17 protein-coding genes are annotated in these 20,261 nt (G+C 63.7%); 9 read left to right on the top strand and 8 right to left on the bottom strand.

Going from position 1 to position 20,261, the window contains the following annotated elements; translation table 11 throughout:
• The first annotated feature begins 22 nt into the window (after positions 1 to 22).
• Positions 23 to 1,495 (top strand): aminotransferase class I/II-fold pyridoxal phosphate-dependent enzyme, encoded by a 1,473-nt coding sequence (locus tag F4036_06900; GenBank protein ID MYK37464.1) that lies wholly within the window; start codon positions 23 to 25, stop codon positions 1,493 to 1,495.
• Here F4036_06900 and F4036_06895 read toward each other — a convergent pair whose 3' ends face one another.
• A complete protein-coding gene (locus F4036_06895; GenBank protein MYK37463.1) occupies positions 1,496 to 4,255 on the bottom strand; it encodes a TonB-dependent receptor in 2,760 nt (919 codons plus the stop codon).
• A gap of 50 nt (positions 4,256 to 4,305) precedes the next feature.
• On the opposite strand from F4036_06895, the gene F4036_06890 reads away from it, so the two are divergent.
• Positions 4,306 to 5,274 (top strand): threonine dehydratase, encoded by a 969-nt coding sequence (locus F4036_06890; protein MYK37462.1) that lies wholly within the window; start codon positions 4,306 to 4,308, stop codon positions 5,272 to 5,274.
• Positions 5,275 to 5,280: 6 nt separating this feature from the next.
• Here F4036_06890 and F4036_06885 read toward each other — a convergent pair whose 3' ends face one another.
• From F4036_06885 to lysS, 6 genes are all read right to left on the bottom strand, one after another.
• A complete protein-coding gene (locus F4036_06885) occupies positions 5,281 to 6,045 on the bottom strand; it encodes a hypothetical protein (protein MYK37461.1) in 765 nt (254 codons plus the stop codon).
• Between the two features lie 75 nt (positions 6,046 to 6,120).
• Entirely contained in the window at positions 6,121 to 6,744 is a 624-nt protein-coding gene (locus F4036_06880; protein MYK37460.1) for a pyridoxamine 5'-phosphate oxidase family protein, read from the bottom strand.
• A 44-nt stretch (positions 6,745 to 6,788) separates the two neighbouring features.
• Positions 6,789 to 7,706 (bottom strand): DUF1684 domain-containing protein, encoded by a 918-nt coding sequence (locus F4036_06875; protein ID MYK37459.1) that lies wholly within the window; start codon positions 7,704 to 7,706, stop codon positions 6,789 to 6,791.
• Positions 7,707 to 7,724: 18 nt separating this feature from the next.
• On the bottom strand, positions 7,725 to 9,113 hold the full coding sequence (locus tag F4036_06870; protein MYK37458.1) for an MFS transporter: 1,389 nt from the start codon (positions 9,111 to 9,113) through the stop codon (positions 7,725 to 7,727).
• A 23-nt stretch (positions 9,114 to 9,136) separates the two neighbouring features.
• A complete protein-coding gene (locus F4036_06865; GenBank protein ID MYK37457.1) occupies positions 9,137 to 10,681 on the bottom strand; it encodes a BCCT family transporter in 1,545 nt (514 codons plus the stop codon).
• 42 nt (positions 10,682 to 10,723) lie between these two features.
• Positions 10,724 to 12,238: a lysine--tRNA ligase gene (gene lysS / locus F4036_06860; GenBank protein ID MYK37456.1), complete on the bottom strand. Its 1,515-nt coding sequence runs from the start codon at positions 12,236 to 12,238 to the stop codon at positions 10,724 to 10,726.
• Between the two features lie 74 nt (positions 12,239 to 12,312).
• Between lysS and purU the strand changes: the two genes are divergently transcribed.
• The 7 genes from purU to F4036_06825 all read left to right on the top strand — a co-directional run bounded on the left by purU (position 12,313) and on the right by F4036_06825 (position 19,806).
• A complete protein-coding gene (gene purU / locus F4036_06855) occupies positions 12,313 to 13,161 on the top strand; it encodes a formyltetrahydrofolate deformylase (GenBank protein MYK37455.1) in 849 nt (282 codons plus the stop codon).
• Positions 13,162 to 13,201: 40 nt separating this feature from the next.
• Positions 13,202 to 14,440 (top strand): hypothetical protein, encoded by a 1,239-nt coding sequence (locus F4036_06850; GenBank protein ID MYK37454.1) that lies wholly within the window; start codon positions 13,202 to 13,204, stop codon positions 14,438 to 14,440.
• A gap of 23 nt (positions 14,441 to 14,463) precedes the next feature.
• The gene (locus F4036_06845; protein ID MYK37453.1) at positions 14,464 to 15,285 is read left to right on the top strand and encodes a DUF1838 domain-containing protein; all 822 of its coding nucleotides are present in this window, start codon (positions 14,464 to 14,466) and stop codon (positions 15,283 to 15,285) included.
• A 78-nt stretch (positions 15,286 to 15,363) separates the two neighbouring features.
• Positions 15,364 to 16,074, top strand: coding sequence for a hypothetical protein (locus F4036_06840; GenBank protein ID MYK37452.1), 711 nt, complete (start codon positions 15,364 to 15,366; stop codon positions 16,072 to 16,074).
• Positions 16,075 to 16,114: 40 nt separating this feature from the next.
• Positions 16,115 to 17,842: a hypothetical protein gene (locus tag F4036_06835; protein ID MYK37451.1), complete on the top strand. Its 1,728-nt coding sequence runs from the start codon at positions 16,115 to 16,117 to the stop codon at positions 17,840 to 17,842.
• Positions 17,843 to 17,927: 85 nt separating this feature from the next.
• Positions 17,928 to 18,491 (top strand): hypothetical protein, encoded by a 564-nt coding sequence (locus F4036_06830; protein MYK37450.1) that lies wholly within the window; start codon positions 17,928 to 17,930, stop codon positions 18,489 to 18,491.
• Between the two features lie 70 nt (positions 18,492 to 18,561).
• Positions 18,562 to 19,806: an alpha/beta hydrolase gene (locus F4036_06825; protein MYK37449.1), complete on the top strand. Its 1,245-nt coding sequence runs from the start codon at positions 18,562 to 18,564 to the stop codon at positions 19,804 to 19,806.
• Positions 19,807 to 19,847: 41 nt separating this feature from the next.
• Here F4036_06825 and F4036_06820 read toward each other — a convergent pair whose 3' ends face one another.
• On the bottom strand, positions 19,848 to 20,261 hold the full coding sequence (locus F4036_06820) for a hypothetical protein (GenBank protein ID MYK37448.1): 414 nt from the start codon (positions 20,259 to 20,261) through the stop codon (positions 19,848 to 19,850).

The following is a 20,261-nucleotide window of genomic DNA, read 5'->3' as shown; positions in this document are numbered from 1 at the left end:
CATCCACCCCTGACCTTAGCTCGTGACACAACGCAACGATCGCCGAACCACCTCAGACCGCGAAGGCGTCAGCGGCCTCGAGATGGCTCCCGAAGCCATGCTGGATCTCGCGCGCCAGGCCGCGGAATTGCTCGTCAACAGGATTCACAACCTGCCCGGCGAGGGCGCCTGGGACGGAGAGTTCCGCGAAGGGCTGCTGGCAACCCTGATGGAGGAGCCGCCTGAACAGGGTCGGCCGGGCGATGAGGTGATCGAGCGCGCAGCCCGCGAGATTCTTCCCTATACGTTGAGGCTCGACCATCCGCGCTCCTTCGGGTTCGTATCCTCAGCCACTACCTGGCCCGGCGTGCTGGCCGACTTCATCGCCGCCGGCTACAACATCAATGCCTGCACCTGGCTGGTAGCCAGTGGCCCCAGCCAGCTTGAGTTGGTGGTGATCGAATGGTTCCGGCGGTGGCTGGGCTATCCCGAGGGAGCGGGAGGCTTGTTTACCAGCGGCGGTTCGGCCGCCAGCCTGGACGCCTTCGTGGCGGCGCGCGAAGCCGCGGACCATCCGGAACGCGCGACCGTCTATATGAGCGATCAGAGCCACACGGCGTTCTATCGCGCTGCGATCATCGCCGGCATCCGGCGCGAGTGCGTGCGCGTTGTTCCCAGCGATGATCGATTCCGACTCGATATGCCGGCGCTGGTGCGCCAGGTGGCCGAGGACCGGGCGGCCGGTTACACGCCGGTGGCGGTATGCGCCAACGCCGGCGCCTCCAGCACCGGGGCCATCGATCCGTTGCCGGAAATGGCCGACTATTGCGAAGCCGAGGACATCTGGCTGCATGTCGACGCGGCTTACGGCGGATTCGCGGTCGTCTGCGATGAGGGCAAGGCCGTCCTGCGTGGGATCGAGCGCGCCGACTCGGTAGGGCTGGACGCGCACAAGTGGCTGTTTCAGCCGTACGAGGCCGGCTGCCTGCTGGTCAGGGACCCCGGAACGCTCGAGAAGGCATTCGAAGTGCGCCACGACGTGCTGCAGGACACCGTCTGGGGTGCGAATCATCCGAACTTCTCCGATCGCGGGCTTCAGCTCAGCCGCTCCTTTCGCGCTCTCAAGGTCTGGATGTCGATTCAGACCTTCGGGATGGCGGCGTTTCGGGACGCGGTCGCAAACGGGATGCGACTTGCGCGCCGGGCGGAGGAGTACGTGGAGGCCAGCTCAATACTGGAAGTGGTCAGTCCCGCGTCACTGGGTGTGGTGTGTTTCCGCATCAACCCGCGGGACGCGGACATGGATGAAGAATCCCGGGAACAAATCAACAGGCAAGTACTGGCCCGAATGTTCTGGGACGACCGCGCGTTCATCTCGTCGGCGTCTCCTCACGGAATATTCTCGCTTCGGCTTTGCATCATCAACCACAACACAAGCTGGACGGACGTCCGCGAGACCCTGCAGGCGGTCGAGCGGTTCGGAATAAACGCTGCCGACAAACAGCAGAATCGCTAGTCAGAACGACTGGCGGTAGCTCGCATAGAGGATGCGGCCGTCGAGGCCGTAAAGGTTGTACGCCTGCGGCAGCGGCGTGCGGAATGAGCCGAGTTCCGGGTCCTCGTCGGTAAGGTTCTTCACGCCCACCGTGATGCGTCCGTCCCAGGGTGCGGACCATTGATAGAACAGGTCGAACTCGGTGTGCGCCGATATCGAGAACTCGGCCTCCGGCAGGCCGAACCCGCCCACATAGTGGATGTAGCTGGAGACGGTGTGATCGCCGTAGCGCCAGATAATGACCGCGGAACTGCGGTCCGACGGCCGGGCGCCGGCGGCCGCGGCGGCCCCGGCGATGGCGCCCAGGCCCGAACTCCAGTCCGCGGCGGTCCGCGAGCGGGTCCGAAGACGGAGGATGGTCGCCGCGTGGGCCCGAAACTGGAAGTCGCCCAGCCTCGCGGTCGGCAGGTCATAGATCAGTTGCAGGTCAACGCCGCGGAACTGCGCGCGGAAGGTGTTGTCCCAGAACACGTCGGCCTCCAGCAAGGCCCAGGTGGCCGGATCGCGCTTTAGAAGGCTGCCGCTGCCACACTGGACGATCGCCGCCGGTGTCGCCGAATAGCGCGTGTTCTCGATCCGCCCGGTGTCGAGGCATTGCCCCTCGAACTCCAGGCCGATCAGCCCCTGCAGGGGCGGCAGTCCGATCCCGTTCTCAAGATCCACATTCCAGAAATCCGCGCGGGCCGTGAGCGAGTTCCAGGCCACCACAACGCCGAGGTTGTAGCTGTCGGACAGTTCCGGCCTGAGCGCCGGGTTGCCGCCGGTGTAGGTGGGAACTTCCCCTTCGATGCAGTCCGACGGGGCGATGCCGTCGCGGCGGCATTCCACCAGGTCGAAGCCCGTCTGCAGCCAGAGTGAAGCGCCATCATAGAGGTTGTTCATGCTGCCGGCGCGGAAGCCCTCGCCCCAGGAGGCGCGCAGCAACAGCCAGTCGATGGGCTGGTAGCGCGCCGACAGGTAGGAACTCAGTTCGCTGCCGGCGGAATCGTCATACTGGTCCCAGCGCAACGCAGCACTCAGCTCCAGGTCGGGCAGCAGGGGCGCCAGCGCTTCACCGAACAGCGCCCGGATGCGGCGCTCACCCCGGCCGCTGACACCGGCGCGGCCGAGCAGATCACCGCCCGCGCTCAGGGGATCGTAGATATCGCGGTACTGCTCGTCGAAGTAATCGAACCCGAAGGCCCAGCCCAGGCGACCGCCGGGCGCCCGGAACAGGTCGAAACTCACGTTGCCGCTCCAGGAGCGGAAATCGGCGCGGGAATCGCGGGTGGAATTCGCGTCAATCGCGGCCAGGGCACCGGCATTGCCCGGATGCAGGGGATCGAACGGGTTGTACAGGCCTTGCGAAACGTACTCCAGGGTCGTGAACGCCTTGGGGAAGCAGCAACTGTCCTCGCGACCGTCGTAACGGGTGTGCCGGGCTTCCAGTTCGTACTGGAACATGCCTGCGCTGCCGTAGGCCAGCAGTGCGGTCTCGGACAGCGTGAGCAAGGCTTCGAAGTCGCGGTTGCCCATGCCGGCAAATCGATGCCGGAGCGTGTAGGGAAGCAGCTCGGGATACGGAACCTCGAAATCGAATCCACGCTTCAGTCCGGCGGCCGCCGCTTCGTCCAGCGGGATGTCGCCCGGCGGGGACGCAAAACGGCCCTGCACGTCCTGAGTGCTGAAGATCGACTGCAGGCGCAGCGCGTGCTCCGGCGAAAGCTCGTAATCCGCATGCAGAAAGACGCTCGCACGATCGAGGTCGGTTGTTTCCCAGGCCGAGCTTGCGTAGTGGAATCCGCAGTGCTCCTCGCCGTTGGCGGCAATGTAGGGCCCGGCCAGCACCCGCTGTCCCGTGGCCGGATCCACGACCTGCTCGCAATTGGGCGTAGCGAGAAGATGGGGCCAAATGGTGTTGCCCCATGAACTCACGTTGTCGGCGTACTCCCAGGCATACCAGGTGGCGGGAAACGGCGCATTCGGATACGCGGCGGCACCGGCCTCGTAGCCCGTGGTTCCCAGCGTATAGAACCTGTCCGCCGACGCGATGTGCTGCTTGTTGCGGAAATCGGCGCTGAACAGGAAACGCCCGCGATTGGTGGCGCCGCCCAGCGTCAGCACCCCGGATTCCGCGTCGGCGCCTTCGCGCGTGGGCCGGTCGGCCGATGCCTGGACCTCCATGCCTTCGTAGTCCTTGCGCAGGATGATGTTCACGACGCCGCCGATCGCGTCGGAGCCGTAGATGGCCGAGGCGCTGTCGGTGAGGATTTCGACGCGTTCCACGGCCGCCAGCGGAATGATGTTGAGATCGACGGCCTGGTTGGCCGTTACCGGCGACCGCGGCATCCGGCGGCCATCCAGCAGCACCAGCGTGCGGTTCGCGCCGATTCCGTGAACGCTGATCGTAGCCTGGCCGATCCAGGCATTGCCCGAATGCTCGCGCGATGATCCCAGGGTGTTGACCGGGTTGTTTCTGAGCACGTCGGCCACCGATTCCCGCCCGCTCAACTCCATGTCCTCCCGGGTAATCACGACGACCGGACGGGCCTCCTCCACATCAATCCGCCGAATCCGCGAGCCGGTGACTACCTGGCGCCCCAGCTCCAGCACCTCCTTCTCTTCGGCATCGTTATCTGCCTGCTGTGCCCCCACCGCCGTAACTACGGAAAGCGCACCGACCAAAACTGCGCACAATCCGGCAACAAGCGCCGGTTCCTGCATGCAAGGCCGGGACTTCATCGACTCCTGCCTCTCATCGCTCTGATATATTGCGCCGGCGCGGCCAAAACATGTTTGACTCTAACGGACTTGAGCAGGCCCGGCGCGTCGTCGCCCGGGTCATGCCCCCTACGCCGCAGTACCGGTGGCCCGGTCTGCGCCGCCACGCCGGCTGCGACGTGTGGGTCAAGCACGAAAACCACACGCCCACCGGCGCGTTCAAGGTGCGCGGCGGCCTGGTGCTGCTGGACGAACTCGATCGCGCCGGCGCAATGCCGGAAAGGATCATTACGGCGACGCGCGGAAACCACGGCCAGAGCATCCCGTTCGCGGCCGTCCCGCACGGCGTGTCGGTCACCGTTCTGGCGCCGAAAGGCAACAGCGCCGAGAAGAACGCCGCGATGGTCGGCTGGGGCGCGGAACTGGTCGAATTCGGCAACGACTACGAAGAGGCGCGCCAGGAAGCGGCGCGCCGCGTCGAAGCCGAAGGCGCCCTGTTCCTGCCGCCGTTTCATCCGGCCCTGGCGCGCGGCGTGGCTACCTATGCGGCGGAGCTGTTCGAGGCGGTCTCCGATCTCGACACGGTCTACGTGCCGATCGGAATGGGTTCCGGCATTTGCGGACTGATTCGTACGCGCGACCTGCTGCGGCTGAAGACCGACATCGTCGGGGTGGTGGCGGAGCGCGCCCCTGCCATGGCCCGCAGCTTCGAGGCCGGCGAAATCATCGCGACCGATTCCGCCGACACCTTTGCCGACGGAATGGCCTGCCGGGTGCCGATGGCCGAGCCTCTTGAAATCGTGCGGCGCGGCGCCGCGCGCGTTGTCGAAGTCGGCGAGGAAGACATCGCTGAAGCCATGCGGATCCTGTACCGCAATACCCACAACGTCGCCGAGGGGGCCGGCGCCGCCGCGTTCGCCGCGCTGATGCGGGAACGGGAACGGATGAGGGGCAAGCGCGCCGCCGTGATCCTGTCCGGCGGCAACGTCGATGCCGAAGTGTTCCGCGAGGTGCTTGCCGGCGGCGTGCCGAAACCCTGAGCCGATTCAGCTCCGCTCCAGAAAGGCGCTGATCGCGGGCGCGACCGTCTCACGCAGATAGCGGGTTCGCGGGGTTGTCCCCCACCAACCCGAATGACCGCCCGCGGACGGATGCGTGAATGTAAGCAGATCCACCGGCTTGCCGGCAATCCGCGCGGTTTCCCACGTGTCGCCCGCCGGCGGCAGCAGCAGGGCATTGGCCATCCAGCGCCTGAGCCCCAGGCCGTGGACCACGATTACCGTCGGCTGGAGGATTTCCATCGTGCGCAGAAAATGAGGGGCGCAGTTGCGCTGCATCGCGACGCTTGAGTGTCCCCGCCCCCCTCCGTGCGCGTCCCTGCTTCTGGGCGCCGTCAACGCCGTGCACAGCAGGTAATTCACCTGGGCGCAGCCATCGAAGACATGTCCGTCGAGGAGGCGTTCGCCCTCCTCGTCGTCGCCGAGCTCCCGTCCCAGCAGCAGTCGCAGCGTCGAGGTTACTCCCTTCATATGCGGATTGCGTCCCCGGAAGCCCGCGGCCGCGGAACGGGCGAGCATTTCCGAGCGCCCCGCCAGATCGACGCACTCGCGGGCCTGCCCGTATTCCTGCCCGAGCACGACAATGCGCATCGCCCGTTCATCGACCTCGAGGTCGTAATGCCTGCCCACGTGGCTCATCTGCCCCGGATGGAACGGAAACGCGCTCCGGCTCGCCCGGCACTCCGAATAGCTGCCGCAAGTGAACCGGCCGTTCCCGGAGAGCAGGTGTTCGCGCACGTAAGCCTGCAGCAACCGAATCCGCTCCCGGGTCCTCTCCGGGTGAGAAGAAATCACTTTTTCCAGCCTGGCGTCCGGGAGAATCGAACCCTAGTACATCTGGGTGCGGTAGTTCTCCTTGAGGATCTCCTCGATCTCGTCACCGGACTTGCGGCCCTGGATGTGATCCGAAATGATGTCGCCGATCCGCGTGAATGACTTCGGATCGATCTTCGCGTCTTCCTCCCAGAGCCGGGATCGCCTGATGGCCTTTGCGCAATGCACGAAGGCTTCCCTGACGGTGACGGCGATCGCCACCCTGGGGATGTGGCGCCGGAACTCGAACCGGGCGAGCTCGGCCTCGTCGTCGATGATCCTTGCGTCGCCGTTCACTCGCAGGGTCTCGCCCAGGCCGGGAATGAAGAACAGCAGGCCCACCTTCGGGTTGTGCATGATGTTGCTCATCGTGTCCAGGCGGTTGTTGCCGGGACGATCAGGGATCAGCAGCGTTTTAGCGTTTGCCACATGCACGAATCCCGGCGGATCGCCGCGCGGCGAGACATCGGCGCAACCGTTCGGGCGCGAGGTGCCGTTGCACAGGAACGGCGAATGGGCGATGAAGTCGACGCAGTGTTTGTCGAGCCGGTCAAGGACCTTGAGTTTGGCCCGCTCCACTGAAACGGGAAAATACCCTCTCAGTTCGTCCTCTGATTTCAGTGCGTTGAGTCTCGCCATTTCCAGCACCCCTTAGCGCGTCGGGGAAAATCTTACAGCCGGTATCAAAAACTTCCCTTTGCGTACTGCTCGCCGGCCTCTATGGCCACCTTCAAACGGTTACGGCGCTGAGGCAGCGGGCAGGTCGCGAAGTCGGTGAAGGCGCACGGCGGGTTTATGGCCTTGTTGAAATCCAGTGTCACGGTTCCCCCGGCGCGGCGGGACGCAAAGGCATACAGGTAGCGACCCGCCGGATAGGTGGTCTTCCCCGTGGTCAGGTCGGCGAAAATCAGCAGAAATCCGGGACCGGCGGCATAGGCTTCCAACGACAAAGGTTCACCGCCAAACTCGAACGCCAGCACGCCCGGGGCCGTGGGATTCCAGCCCAACCCTTCCACAACCGTAGTCAGAATGCGCTCCTCGGGCTGCGCATAGGGCTCGAATCGCGCCTCCACGCGCCACTCGGGGTCGGTGGGATAGACCGGTATTCCCGGGAAAGCGCTCACCGCCGGGTGGTTCAGGTCGCGCAAGCGCACGCCCATCCGGTCCAGGCGGCCGATCGCATGCCAGGAAAGCGAACCGTGTGTCAGGATGGTGGGTTCGCCCTCCTCATCGTGAACCAAGCGCAACTGCGTCACCCGTTCGCCGTTGCTGACGACTTTCGCGCCCGGGTCTGCCCTGAATTCGACTATTCCGTTTTCCCATACAAACGCGCCAAGGTACGGAGCGGCCGGCAAGCCCGACAGCACGATGTCGTTGTCGGGCGCCGCCCCCATACTCGTGGCGCCGGGTTCAAGCCAGTAGAGCCCGGCCAGATTCAGCCAGCCGTCCGGCCCTTTCAGTTCCTCCTCCCGCTCCGCGCGCCAATCCGCTATGGATTGGACATAGTCCGCGGCTCCGGGTGATTCCGCGGGTTGCGGCGCCGCGCCGGCAACCATGAACCACGCCGAAGAAAGCAGCGTGCACAGGACGAATTGCTTCATTTCCCGGACTCCGTGCAACTACCCGACAGATTCCGCGCGACCGCCTGCCGGCAGTTCGGCCGAATCGGGTTGATTTGCCGGATCGCGCCGGGTTTGCGCGCGGCCGAGCGCCACGGAAAGCGCGCTCCATACGGCGGCGAACGGCGTAACAGCAGCAACCATGACCCCCAGGCTGCCCAGCGCACTGAGCAGCGCGTGGATGCCGACGCCCGCCAGATCGCCGCCCCGGTAGAGGAATACGTCGATCAACGGCTTGGCCTTGTATCGCTCCGCCGGCGGCACAACGATGAAGAGAGTCTCGCGGGCGGGGCGCGACAAGGCGTAGCGGGTAGTGCGATGCACGGCCTGAAAGATAGCCATCACGCCGAAGAGTGGCCAGATGGCCAGAATTGCGAACCCCGCCAGCGTGACCACAGGCAGAATCGCCAGCGTCCAGCCGACGCCCAGCCGCCGGATCACCCGGGTCGCGATGAAGACCTGAGTGAGAAGTGTCAGCGACTGGGCAAGCGCGTCGAAGAGTGCAAAAGCGCCCACGCGGCTGCTGAACGTATCGGTTGCAACAAAGATGAAGTTGGCCTGGGTGAAATAGATCAGGGTGTTCGAGACGGCCATGAACACGATGAACAATGCGATCCCCACCAGGTACGGCGACGTTCCCACCGCCCTCAAACCATCGAAAAACCCGCCGCCAATTCGCTGTCCGGGCATCGTGACGGGCGCACGCCCCGGATCGGCAAGACTCGAATCGCTGGACTGAACGGCCGTCCGGTCCAGCCTCAGCATCACGACGATCGCCACCACGAATAACGCCGCGCCGGTGAGCATCAGTCCCACCGGCAAGTAGGCCGACTCGGTCATATTGCTGATCAGATTGGTAGTCCAGCCCCCCACCGACGCGCCCAGCGTTCCGCCGACCGTGATGAAGGGAAAAATGCGTTTGCCCTGGTCCACAACAAAAATGTCGGCCATGAATGCCCAGAACAGGCTGGTGCTGAACAGGTTGATCGTGCTGAGCCAGACGTAGAACGTGTATCCGACTCCGCGCGCCAGCGGCGTCTCCGTGTCGCTGCCGATCAAACCGCCGCCAGCCTGCGCGTTCGCGAACAGCAGCGCCGCGAATCCCAGCAGACACACGACGACGAACCCGTAGCCGGCCGGGATGAACCGGCGCCGGTTCATTCGGGCGACCACACCTGCGAAAAGCAATACAAGGATCAGGGAAGAAACGGAGGTGACCGCAAACAACCAGCGGAGTTCGTCCATGCCCCGCGCCACGCCCATCGCGTCGCGCACCGGGCGCAGGAAGAAATAGCCGCACAGCACGCAGAAATGAAACAGCGACGCGAGCAAGGCCAGGCGCAACTCGCCCCGCTTGAAGTTCAGAACCCGCGCAGCCCAATCCGTCATGCTTTTCTCCCTCGCCCCTTCCCTCAGGAGCCTTTCGGCGCCGCCGCGCCGTTTACGTCCAGGTCCGCCCGGTCTTCGCGAAGAAGCCGGAACAGCGAGACCGTCATTGCTACGCCGATGACCAGCAAAGGCAGAGATACTACCAGCGATGCCGACTTCGCGGCCTGTAATCCGCCCACGAAAATCAATCCGATGGGCAGGACCACGATCGCCAGGGCCCAGAACACGCGATGCCAGCGGTGCGGATTCAGCCCCGCTGTCAGTCCCCTGGTGGCCGAAGCCGCGATCGCGTACGAGGCGGAATCATAGGTGGTCGCGATGAATATGAAGGTAAGCGCCACATAGGACAGCAGCGGCAGGGGAAAGGGCTTGAGGGCGGAAAGAAACCCGGCAATGGCGGTTTCCGGCCCGTCCGCGGCCAGAATCTCGCGAACGGCCAGCTCTCCGCTGGTGTCCATCCATTGCGCCGTGTTGCCGATACAAACAAAGAAGAGGGCGCAGCCCAGCGTACCGTAGAGCAGCATCCCGCCAATCACTTGCCGCAGGGAGCGGCCGCGTGAAATCCGGGTAACGAACAGGCCCACAAAGGGCGCATACGCCAGCCACCAGGCCCAGTAGAAGATCGTCCAGTCCTCGATGAAATTCGAAGACAGGATCGGGTCGGTCCAGGTGCTCATTCGGACGAATTCCTGGATCATCAGTCCGAAGCTGCTGGTCCCCAGTTTGAGCGCGAATCCCGTGGGGCCGGTCAGCAGGACATAGATCGCGAAGATGATCGCGGCAATGGCGTTGATCTCGCTGAATCGCTTGATGCCTTTGTCGATGCCCAGGTACACGCTGGTGGCGAAAAGGGCCACGGAAATCGCGATCACGCCCACGTCGATGGCGAACGTCTCGCCGATTCCGAACAGCGCGCTGATGCAGGCGCCCACCATCGGGGTCGCGAGGCTCAACGAGGTGGCCGTTCCGCCCACCATCGCGACGACAAAAATGAAGTCCACCACCCTGCCGAGGGGCCGGCTGGACACATCGTGGCCCATCAGTCCGACCAGCGATGTGGAGAGCCGCAGGTAGGCAACTTTTCGCTGGTAATACGGATAGGCAATCGCCACCGTCGCCAGGGCGTACAGCGCCCAGGCCGATATGCCCCAGTGAAAGAAGGCGTAGGCCGGCGCAACCTCCAGCGCTTCCGCCGAACCGGGCTCCAGGCCGAATGGCGGCGTATCCGCGTAATACACCCACTCGATCGGCGCCCAGTACAACAGGCCGCCACCGATCCCGGTGCAGAACAGCATTGCCACCCAGGAAAACGTGGAGTAGGCAGGCCGGGCGTCCTTTCCGCCCAAACGATAGCGTCCGTAGCGGCCCAGGGCGATTACGGCCAGCACTATGGTCGCCGCCGCGACGGCCCATTGGTAAACGACGCCCACTTCGCCGGCAATCCAGCTATATGTGCTGTCGACGGCCTTGCCGGCGAATTCGGGAAAGCCCAGCAGAATGGTCCCCCACGCGACGATCACGGCGACCATCGCCCAGAACAGAACGCGGTCAACCTGCACCGCAGGCACGCTCGTCCTGGTTTCGGAATCGCTTATCAACTCGTGTTCGTATCAGCCGCGCAACTGCGGGAACAGCAGTACGTCGCGAATGGCCGGCTGGTCGGTGAGAAACATGACCAGGCGGTCCACGCCCAGGCCCAGGCCCGCGGTGGGCGGCAGGCCGTATTCCAGCGCCGTCACGAAGTCCTCGTCGTAAAGCATCGCTTCGTCGTCGCCGCTCTCGCGCAGGCGGACCTGCTCGCGGAAGCGGCGGGCCTGGTCTTCCGCGTCGTTCAACTCCGAGAATCCGTTCACCAGTTCCCGCCCGGCGATATAGAGCTCGTAACGGTCGGTGATCTCGGGATCGTCGTCGTTGGCCCGCGAAAGCGGCGAAACCTCGGCCGGATGGCCGGTAATGAACACCGGCCCGGCAAGCCGATCCTCCACCGTGCGGTCGAACAACTCGGCCAGGAGCTTGCCCCAGCCCGCGTTTGCCGGCGGATCGTTCTCGATTCCCAGGCGTTTGCGACATTCGAGAAGGTAGCCCGCATCGCGCAATCGCGCCGCGTCCAAATCGGGATTGTGCTCCAGCACCGCCTGTTCCATGCTCAATCGCGGCCATTCGCCGCCCAGTTCATAGTCCCCCCCCTGGTAAGTCACGCGGGTCCCGCCGAGCACCGCTTCGGTCGCCGCAAGGATCATCTCCTGCGTCATCCGCATGAAGTCGTTGTAGTCGGCGTAGGCCTGGTAAACCTCCAGCATCGTGAATTCCGGGTTGTGCTGGGTCGAAAGACCTTCGTTGCGGAAACAGCGGTTCATCTCGAAAACGCGCTCCATGCCGCCCACCACCAGGCGCTTGAGGTGCAGCTCCAGCGCCACGCGCAGGTACAGGTCCCGATCCAGCGCGTGATGCCTCGTGGCGAAGGGTCGCGCGGCTGCGCCGCCGGCAATGGACTGCATGACGGGCGTTTCCACCTCCATGAACCCGCGGCCGGCCAGAAATTCCCTCAGCGCCGAAATCACGCGGGCGCGGCGCTCGAACACCTCGCGGGAGTCGCGGTTCACGATCAGGTCCAGGTAACGGCGCCGATAGCGCTGTTCGCGGTCCGTCAATCCGTGGAACTTCTCCGGCAACGGGCGCAGGGCCTTGGTCAGCAGCGCGGTCTCGCCGACTTCGACGCTCAACTCGCCGGTTCGCGTGCGCATCACGACGCCGCGCGCCCAGACGATATCGCCCAGGTCCATGCCCCCGGTTTGCGCATAGGCCTCCTCGCCCATCGTGTCGCGCGAGAGCATCAGCTGGATCCGCCCGCTGCCGTCCTGGATCGAAATGAAACTCAAGCGCCCCATCCGGCGTTGCGACACCAGGCGCCCCGCCACCCTGACCTCGCGTCCGAGCTTCTTCAGCACCGCCGTGTCCGTGTCTGCATATTCCCGCTGCAATTCCGCGGCCCCGGCGTCGGGCCGGTAGTGATTGGGAAACGACCAGCCCGTCTCCCGCAGCGCCTTGAGCTTGCGCCGGCGCTCGGCGATCAGACGGTGTTCCGGGACGGTCTCGGACGACCGTTCGTTGGGCGGCGCGGGCATGAATCGGATTGTACGGCTTGATGCGGAATGCACGAGGATGAGCGCATAATACGCACGGCTGAACTGGCGCGGGAATACGCTTGACCGAATACCTGCTTGTGCTGTCCTGTCCGGACCGGACCGGGCTGATCTACGCCGTTACGCGCTGGCTGCTCGAAAACGGCTGCAACGTACTGCATAGCGACACCTACAAGGACCCCTTCCGCGAGCGTTTCTTCATGCGCGTTCATTTCTCCGGCGACGTAGCGCCGCAGAAGCTCCGCAAGTCGTTCGGTCCCGTGGCCGGCGAGCTTGAGATGCGCTGGGAACTCGTGCGGGCCGACCATCGCCCCCGGGTCCTGATCATGGTCTCAAAGCACCTGCATTGCCTGCTCGATCTGCTCAATCGCGTGCGCCTCGGACAGTTGCAGATCGACATTCCGCTGATCGTCTCCAATCATCCCGACGCGGAATGGCTGGCGAATGCCAACAACATCGATTACCTGCACCTGCCGGTCACGCCGGCCGGCAAAGCGGAACAGGAACAGCGCGTGGTGCAGGAAATCGATAAACACGATATCGACTTCGTCGTGCTGGCGCGCTACATGCAGATCATTTCGCCGACCCTGTGCGAGCGGCTGTCGGGTCGGATGATCAATATCCACCATTCCTTTCTGCCGGGTTTCAAGGGCGCCAAGCCCTATCACCAGGCCTACCGGCGCGGCGTCAAGCTGATCGGCGCCACGGCCCACTACGTCACCGCGCAGTTGGACGACGGGCCGATCATCGCGCAGGACGTGCAGCCGGTCGGGCATCGCATGACGCCCGACGAGCTGGCCGCCGTCGGCAAGGACATCGAGCGGGTGGTTCTGGCCCGTGCGGTGCAATACCACGCGCAAAAGCGCGTTCTCATCAACGGTCGCCGAACCGTCGTATTCCGCTGAGGTTCATTTCGACGCCGGCAAGACACCAACGGGGGCGTATATGACCGATGACTCCAACATGAAATCCGGCTCAGCAGGGGTAACGCGACGGTCCACACTGCTGGCCGGAGTCGGATTGGCCGCCGCTGGCACTTTTCTGGCAGCACCCAGAAGAACGGCCATGGCTCAGGACACGTCCGCCTTCTATCCGCCGGTCACGCCGGGCATTGAACCGCGGGGCGCCAAAGTTCAGCCCTACCCCGCGGCCTGTGTGCAATCCGGCGTCGTTCGCACGTTTGATTCGTCGGGAAATTTCCTGCCCGATGCCCTGAAGCAGAACGTCGACGATATGTGCGACCTGATCAGGCGCGGGGCCGATGAACATGGAGCGCGCCTGATGTCGTTTCCGGAGTTCGGACTGCAGGTCCCCAGCGCACCCATGACGCCGGCCCAGTGGTGGCCGGGAACCATCCGCGCCGACGGACCCGAAATCGAGCGCATCGGCAAGGCCGCGCAGGACGCCGACGCTTATGTCGCCTTCAATCCGATGGAAGGCATCGACAGGTTTCCGGGCCGGTACTTTCTTTCGGGCATGATCGTGGGGCCCAGCGGCGATGTGATCCTCAACTACAGAAAGCTCACGGGCCTCACCAGCAAGACCCGCCCCGGGGACCTCCTGTCCGCCTGGCTGGACCATTTCGGCGAAGACAGTCTGTTTCCCGTTGCCGACACGCCGATCGGCCGGCTCGCCTGCGTGGTGGCCGGTGACATGAACTACCCGGAAATAACGCGGGGCATGGTCCTTAAAGGGGCGGAAGTGATCCTGAGCCCCACGGCATCGGCCACCTATCCCGCGGATCACAGTTTCGAAGTCCCCGTGAACACCACCATGACACGCCGGGTGCGCGCCTACGAGAACGTGGCGTACGTGCTGTTGTCCGATCTCGGCCCGGTAGGCGCCGACGCCCGGCCGCCCTTTCGCCGGCGCCAGCCGTCGCAGATCATCGACTTCAAGGGTAACAAACTGGCCGGTACGCAATCCGGCGGCGTGGAATATGCGGTGGCCACCATCGATATCGATGCGCTGCGTCGCGAGCGCACGTCTCTTGGCGGTTCAAACCTGCTGAGCCATCTGCAGATGCCCTTGCACCGCGACATGTACGGCACTAAGGACTTCGCGCCCGTTGACACCCACCTGGATGCACCGCTGGCATCCATGGACGAGCACCGCGCCGCACAACGCGAAACAGTAAGCCGTCTGGTCGAGGCGGGAGTCCTGGTGCCTCCCGGAATCGGGTGACTCCAGGCTCCCAGGAGAGTCACATGTTCAAACGCCGTGAATTCCTGGCCCTTGCAGGTTTGGCGTCCGCTGGTTTGATTTCGCCGGCGCGCGCGTCGCTCAACCTCGATTTCACCAAACCGGCCGACAACCTCTATGGATTGATTAAACTCATGGCAGACCTTTCGGGCCAGCCGAGATACTGGGTGCAGCCCGGACGCATTTATGCGTTTCGAGAGGGCAGACTCGCGGAGCCTATTCTCAACTACACGGGGTGCACGGTACGTGCAGTGCGGCGAATCAGCGAAATCGAGTATCAATCGCGATACCGTGGCTGGATGCTGATGCAGGATCCGTTGACCAACGAAGTAATCGATGAGTGGAGCAATCCGATCACGGGCGAGTTGAATAACGTGACGCATTTCGTAACGTACGTCGGCAAGCGTACATTCACCGATCAGGGTGTGAAATATAGCGGGACAAGCTCTGCTCAATTCACATGGTTCGACAGACCGTTCGTCCTGCCCTGGCAGGTTCTTGGCGACGACATCTGGTGTCCGTTCGAGCAGTTTTCGATCTACACGGACCCGGCAGGAAACAAACGTTACGAAAAAGCCATCCACACCTACCATGGCAGCCTCTCCGAACTCGAAGACCCGGAATTGACAATGGCTCAGTCCACCATCGCATCGCAGAGCCAGAGTCCGTGGTTTCCGTGGATGAAAATGGATCGCGTCAACGGACACTTGATTCTGCGGTCTCTTGGCAAGAAATACGAAACCGCGGATGGATTGATGCCCTGGCTCCTTGGAGAGTTGGATGACCGCTATCCCGGAGGCCTGACCGATCCCTTTGAGTGGGATTGAAATGGGCATGCTCAAGAATAAACGCTACGCCGGTGCCCGGCTTAGCCGGCTGTTTGCAATCAATATGACTTTGGGGGAATGCACATGTACGCACGACGGTTAATTCAGATCGCATGTTTCGCGCTGGTTTCGGCCTGCCTGGGATCGATGCCGGCCAGGGCGGAAAGCCCGCTGGAACAGGACCTTGAACAAATCATGGCGTGGTGGCCAGGGACCTACAACAACGACCGGCAGGTAGCCGAAGTCGAAGAGCGAATGGGCGAGGATAATTTCACCGGGGAAGTCTGGCGTCTCGATGGAAGTGGCATGGGGGGCTATCTCAACGTGACGTCCCACTACATGCGCCTGGATGCACCGGCAATCGGCGAAAACGTGCTCTACGTCGAGGAGTATCGCGACGGTCAGCCGGCCGAGACCTATCGTCAGCGCGTTTACACGCTATCCGTCGACGAGGAGGAGCAGGTCATCCGGGTAAACCTCGCCAACTTCACGGACCGCGAGAAATACATCGGAGCGTACCGGGACCTTTCCATGCTTGACGGCATAACAGGGGACGATCTCGCGCCGTTCCCGGGGATCTGTGATCTCATCGTCGAACAGCGCGGCAACCGCTATCACATGCGCATGCGCACGAACGCCTGCGCCTTCGGGGGCCAGGCATTCAGTTACGAAGCCGTGATCACCGGGGACGCCTTCTGGTTCCGCGACAAGATCGTGCGCCTTGAAGACGACACGGTCGTCATGACCATGGCGAATTTCAACTTCCACAAGTCGGACCGGGTGGATTGATCGGCCGCAATCGGAGAACAGAGACAAGAACTGCAAGATCATGAGTCCGCGAGTCGCGATACGCTACGAGCCCGACGAGAAACCACCGCCGGCGCTCACGCTGGGTCTCGGTCTGCAGCTTGCGCTGCTCCTCGTAGCTATCCCGATATTGATCCCGACCGCGGTAATGCGCGCGGCCGGCGTGACGGACGCCTACCTCAACTGGGCGGTCTATGCCTCGGTCGCGGTCTGCGGCGCGACCACGGCGCTGCAGGCGCTCCGCTACGGGCGCATAGGGTCGGGCCACGTTCTTGTCATGAGCAGCGCCTCAGCCTTCATCTGGCTGTGCGTGGAGGCGATCCAGCGAGGCGGTCCGGCGCTGCTGGCGACCCTGGTGGCGGTGTCGGCGCTGTTCCAGTTCGTGTTGTCCGCGCGAATCGCGCTGTTCAGGCGGATTCTCACTCCGGCCGTTTCCGGAGCCGTGCTGATGCTCGTGCCCGTGACGGCCATGCCGGTCGTGTTCGGAATGCTGACGACCGGGGCCTCCGGCGGCACGGCGGCGGGCGCCACGTCAAGCGCAGCCGTCACGGTCGTGATCATCGTGGCCATCGCGCTCAAGGCCACGGGAGCGATGCGACTCTGGGCGCCCGTCATAGGGGTCGCCGCGGGCTCGCTGGCCGGCGCGTTTTTCGGTCTCTACGACATCGATCGCGTGGCCGGCGCTCCCTGGGTCGGTCTGCCGGCATTCGAGTGGCCGGGATTCGAGCTGGGCTTCGGTCCGGACTTCTGGTCGATGATTCCGGCCTTCCTGCTGGTATCGCTGATCGTTACGCTGCGTACGATCAGCAGTTACGTCGCCATTCAGAGCGTCTCGTGGCGGCGGAAACGCGCTGTGGACTTCCGGGCCGTGCAAGGCACGATCAATGCCGAGGGCATCAGCAACCTGCTGTCCGGTCTCGCCGGAACCGTTCCGAACACGACCTATTCCATAAGCGCGTCGCTGACCGAACTCACGGGCGTCGCGGCCCGCGGTATCGGCATCGCCACCGGTGTGGTATTCCTGCTTGTGGCGCTCCTGCCCAAAGCGCTCGCGGTGGTCCTGGCGATACCGGGCCCGGTCGTCGGCGGCTACCTCGCTGTGCTGATGGCAATGCTCTTCCTGGTCGGCATCAAGGTCATGCTGCAGGACGGCCTGGACTATCGCAAGGGACTGATCGTCTGTATCGCGTTCTGGATCGGGATCGGATTCCAGAACGGCATGATATTCCCCGAACTCGTGTCCGAATTTGCCGGTGGAATGTTCGCGAATGCGATGACGACCGGCGGACTGGCGGCGATCTTCATGACCGTGTTCGTGGAGTTGTTCGGCCCTCGCCGCAGCCGGATGGAAGCGGAAGTGGATCGTTCATCGCTGCCGAAAATTGGGGAGTTCCTCCGCGCATTCGCGACCCAAAGCGGTTGGGACAGCGCAACGGCCGATCGACTTGAGGCGGTCGGCGAGGAAGCCCTGCTCAGCCTCGTCGGACCCGGCGCCGAGGATGAGAGACCAGGCCGGCGACTGCGGCTGGTGGCGTACCGCAAAGACGGCGACGCAGTGCTTGAGTTTGCGGTCGCTCCGATCGGGCAGAACATTCAGGACCGCCTCGCTCTCCTGAGGAACGCGGCCGACGAGCCTTCGATCGAGCAGGAAGCCTCCCTCCAACTGCTGCGCCACCTGGCTTCGTCGGTTCGCCACCAGCAATACCACGACGTGGACATCGTGACCGTCCACGTGAAGGCCCCGGCGTGATAGGAAGGCTCCGCTCTTCTTTGGGTACTGATGCTGCGCTTGCGCCATAATCGTGGCGGGGAGAAGATTCGAGGAGCCCAGGGTGATGAGGACGGTTGGCGGCTTATTTCTTGCGGTGGGCGCCGTGCTGGCGGGCACTGCCTCTGCGGATGATGTGCGCGATGAACTGCTTCGTTGCGCGCAACTCCAGGACGCGCAGGTGCGTCTGGCCTGCTATGACGCGCTGGCCTCGGTAAGCGCCTCCGCCGCAACCGCGCCGTCCGGGGCGAGCGCCGGCGCGAGCGACGATGGCTCCGCGGCCGTCATTGCCGATGCGCCCGACGGTATCCGCGTTCCCGCAGCCGCCGACCGGGCGGCGCCCGAAGCGGATTCCGGGCAGTCGCTGACGGACCGGTTGTTCGGCATGCTTCCCGGCCGGGACGCGGGCGACAACCTGCTCGAATCGAGGGTGGTCGGAGAAATCCGAAACCCGCGCGCGGGCACGCGCTTTACGCTCGAGAACGGCCAGGTGTGGCAGCAGACAGACCGAACCCGGCGCAACTACAGCGCCACGAATCCCAGGGTGGAGATCAGGGAAGGCTTCATGAACAGCTACCGGATGCGCCTGGAGGGCCTCAACGGACGCATCCGCGTACGCCGCGTGAAATAACTCCGGCCCCGTGTCGGCGGTTCGCCTAACGCGCGCTTCACTTGTGCGAAACATTCTTTCTGCTCTCGTAATGCTTGTCTTCGCCCACGCGGAGGTTTACGCCGCGGAGCCATGCGGATTTGCGAACACCAGCATTCGCGAGGCGGAAACGAATGACTTTTTCCTTTGCGGCGCAGAAATGCCCGAAACGGTTCAGATCCGGTTCGACGATGCCGGCGTCACGCTCGAGTACTTGCATTCCCTTGAGAAATGCGCTCCCGGCGACGATCGCCCCGGATTTCACATCGCGCTCAAGGCCCACCAGGGAAACGGTCAGGTAGAGGTGGGGTTCGTGGACCCTTCGACCGGATCATCAATTTGCCGGTCGACGGTCACCTTACTGCCCAAACGCGACAGGCCCGAAGCCGCATGGGTCAATGCCATGCCGCCGGGGGCAGCCAGGGTAATCGACGTGCAGGGCATAGAGACGCGCTATTTCGACTTCGGAGAGGGGCCGCCCCTGCTGCTTGTTCACGGCGGTCAGGCTGGCGGCAGCAACAACAACGCGGAAAAATGGGAGCAAAACGTTCCGGGACTAGCCGAACACTTTCGCGTCATTGCGCTTGACCGCCTGGCTCAGGCGGGAACCGCAAACCTGCCGCTTGCCGAAGACTATGCGGACTACTTTGCCCGCGACGCCGAACACCTGGAAGCCTTTGTTGTGGCGCTGGGCCTCAACGACCTGGCCCTGGTGGGTCATTCCCAGGGCGGCTGGCCGGTAACGGCGCTCGCGCTGAACCGGCCGGAACTCGTCGATTGCCTGGTCAATGTCGATACCGTCATGGTGCCTGACGACATGACGCTGATGCGGCAGGCACTCTCGTTTCTGATGTACGAGTCGGGTTTCGTCCATCCTCCCGAAGGACCCACGTTCTACAGCGCACGCCGCTCCATTGCCCTGCGGTCTCCCAGCGGAAACAACATAACGCCGGAGAAGGCGCAACGGGTTGTCGATCAATTCAATTCGCCCAAGACCAGAATCGCGCGCGACCACATGGCGGCAGCGCGAATGACTCCGCTGCATCCGAGCTTTCAGGCACTTAAACAGGAGGCCTATGACAGAATCGCGGCGGGCGGCCTGAGCGCCAGGAATCTGGTGATCTGGGGCGGCAAAGACCCTCAAGTGCCCCTTGGCCTGGGCGAACTATTCAACGAAATGCTGGTTCAAGCCGGTGTTTCAACAACGCTCGAGGTCATGCCCGACGCAGGTCACGCGCCATTTATCGAATTTCCAGTGTTGTTTAACGATCTGATCATCAACTACTGCGGAAAGTAGCGCACATCGCTATTCCGTAATCGGAGAATTTACTGGCCGGACTATTCCTGCGCCTGGAGGCGGTCGAGCATGGTCTGGTGGGCGGCGTAGGCTTCGTCGAGGCGGCGGCGGGCTTCGCCGGCAGAAGGGAAGCCGGCCTCGAGGCCGGCCAGCATGATGACCGCTTCCATCTCCTCGCGCGTTATGCCGTGGTGGATGCCGGCGCGCACGAAATAGCCCACGTCGTGGCGGGCGGCGGTGACGATCCCGATGGCGCACAGGATCATGGTCTTGAGATCGACCACCTCCTGGTCCCAGACCTCAGGCGCGATGCGCGTCATCAGTTGCCGGTTGAAATCGTTCTGCTCCAGTTGTTCGCACAATTCCGCCCCGTAGTCGGGCCCGAAGATGCGCAGAAACATGGCGCGGCCGCGCTCGAGCTCGGCCTCGGAGAAGGGTTTGTAGGCGCTGCCCAT

The sequence above is a fragment of the Gammaproteobacteria bacterium genome (genome assembly GCA_009845905.1).
GTDB lineage: Bacteria > Pseudomonadota > Gammaproteobacteria > Steroidobacterales > Foliamicaceae > Foliamicus.
The sequence above is the reverse complement of the archived record's forward strand: the minus strand, read 5'-3'. Positions and strand labels throughout refer to the sequence as shown.

Bases quoted from the DNA above. Each gene is read 5' to 3' on its own strand.
- F4036_06895 (MYK37463.1), bottom strand. From the start codon at position 4,255: ATGAAGTCCCGGCCTTGCATGCAGGAACCGGCGCTTGTTGCCGGATTG.
- F4036_06890 (MYK37462.1), top strand. From the start codon at position 4,306: ATGTTTGACTCTAACGGACTTGAGCAGGCCCGGCGCGTCGTCGCCCGG.
- F4036_06880 (MYK37460.1), bottom strand. From the start codon at position 6,744: ATGGCGAGACTCAACGCACTGAAATCAGAGGACGAACTGAGAGGGTAT.
- F4036_06875 (MYK37459.1), bottom strand. From the start codon at position 7,706: ATGAAGCAATTCGTCCTGTGCACGCTGCTTTCTTCGGCGTGGTTCATG.
- F4036_06870 (MYK37458.1), bottom strand. From the start codon at position 9,113: ATGACGGATTGGGCTGCGCGGGTTCTGAACTTCAAGCGGGGCGAGTTG.
- lysS (MYK37456.1), bottom strand. From the start codon at position 12,238: ATGCCCGCGCCGCCCAACGAACGGTCGTCCGAGACCGTCCCGGAACAC.
- F4036_06850 (MYK37454.1), top strand. From the start codon at position 13,202: ATGACCGATGACTCCAACATGAAATCCGGCTCAGCAGGGGTAACGCGA.
- F4036_06845 (MYK37453.1), top strand. From the start codon at position 14,464: ATGTTCAAACGCCGTGAATTCCTGGCCCTTGCAGGTTTGGCGTCCGCT.
- F4036_06840 (MYK37452.1), top strand. From the start codon at position 15,364: ATGCACATGTACGCACGACGGTTAATTCAGATCGCATGTTTCGCGCTG.
- F4036_06835 (MYK37451.1), top strand. From the start codon at position 16,115: ATGAGTCCGCGAGTCGCGATACGCTACGAGCCCGACGAGAAACCACCG.
- F4036_06830 (MYK37450.1), top strand. From the start codon at position 17,928: ATGAGGACGGTTGGCGGCTTATTTCTTGCGGTGGGCGCCGTGCTGGCG.
- F4036_06825 (MYK37449.1), top strand. From the start codon at position 18,562: ATGCTTGTCTTCGCCCACGCGGAGGTTTACGCCGCGGAGCCATGCGGA.
- F4036_06820 (MYK37448.1), bottom strand. From the start codon at position 20,261: ATGGGCAGCGCCTACAAACCCTTCTCCGAGGCCGAGCTCGAGCGCGGC.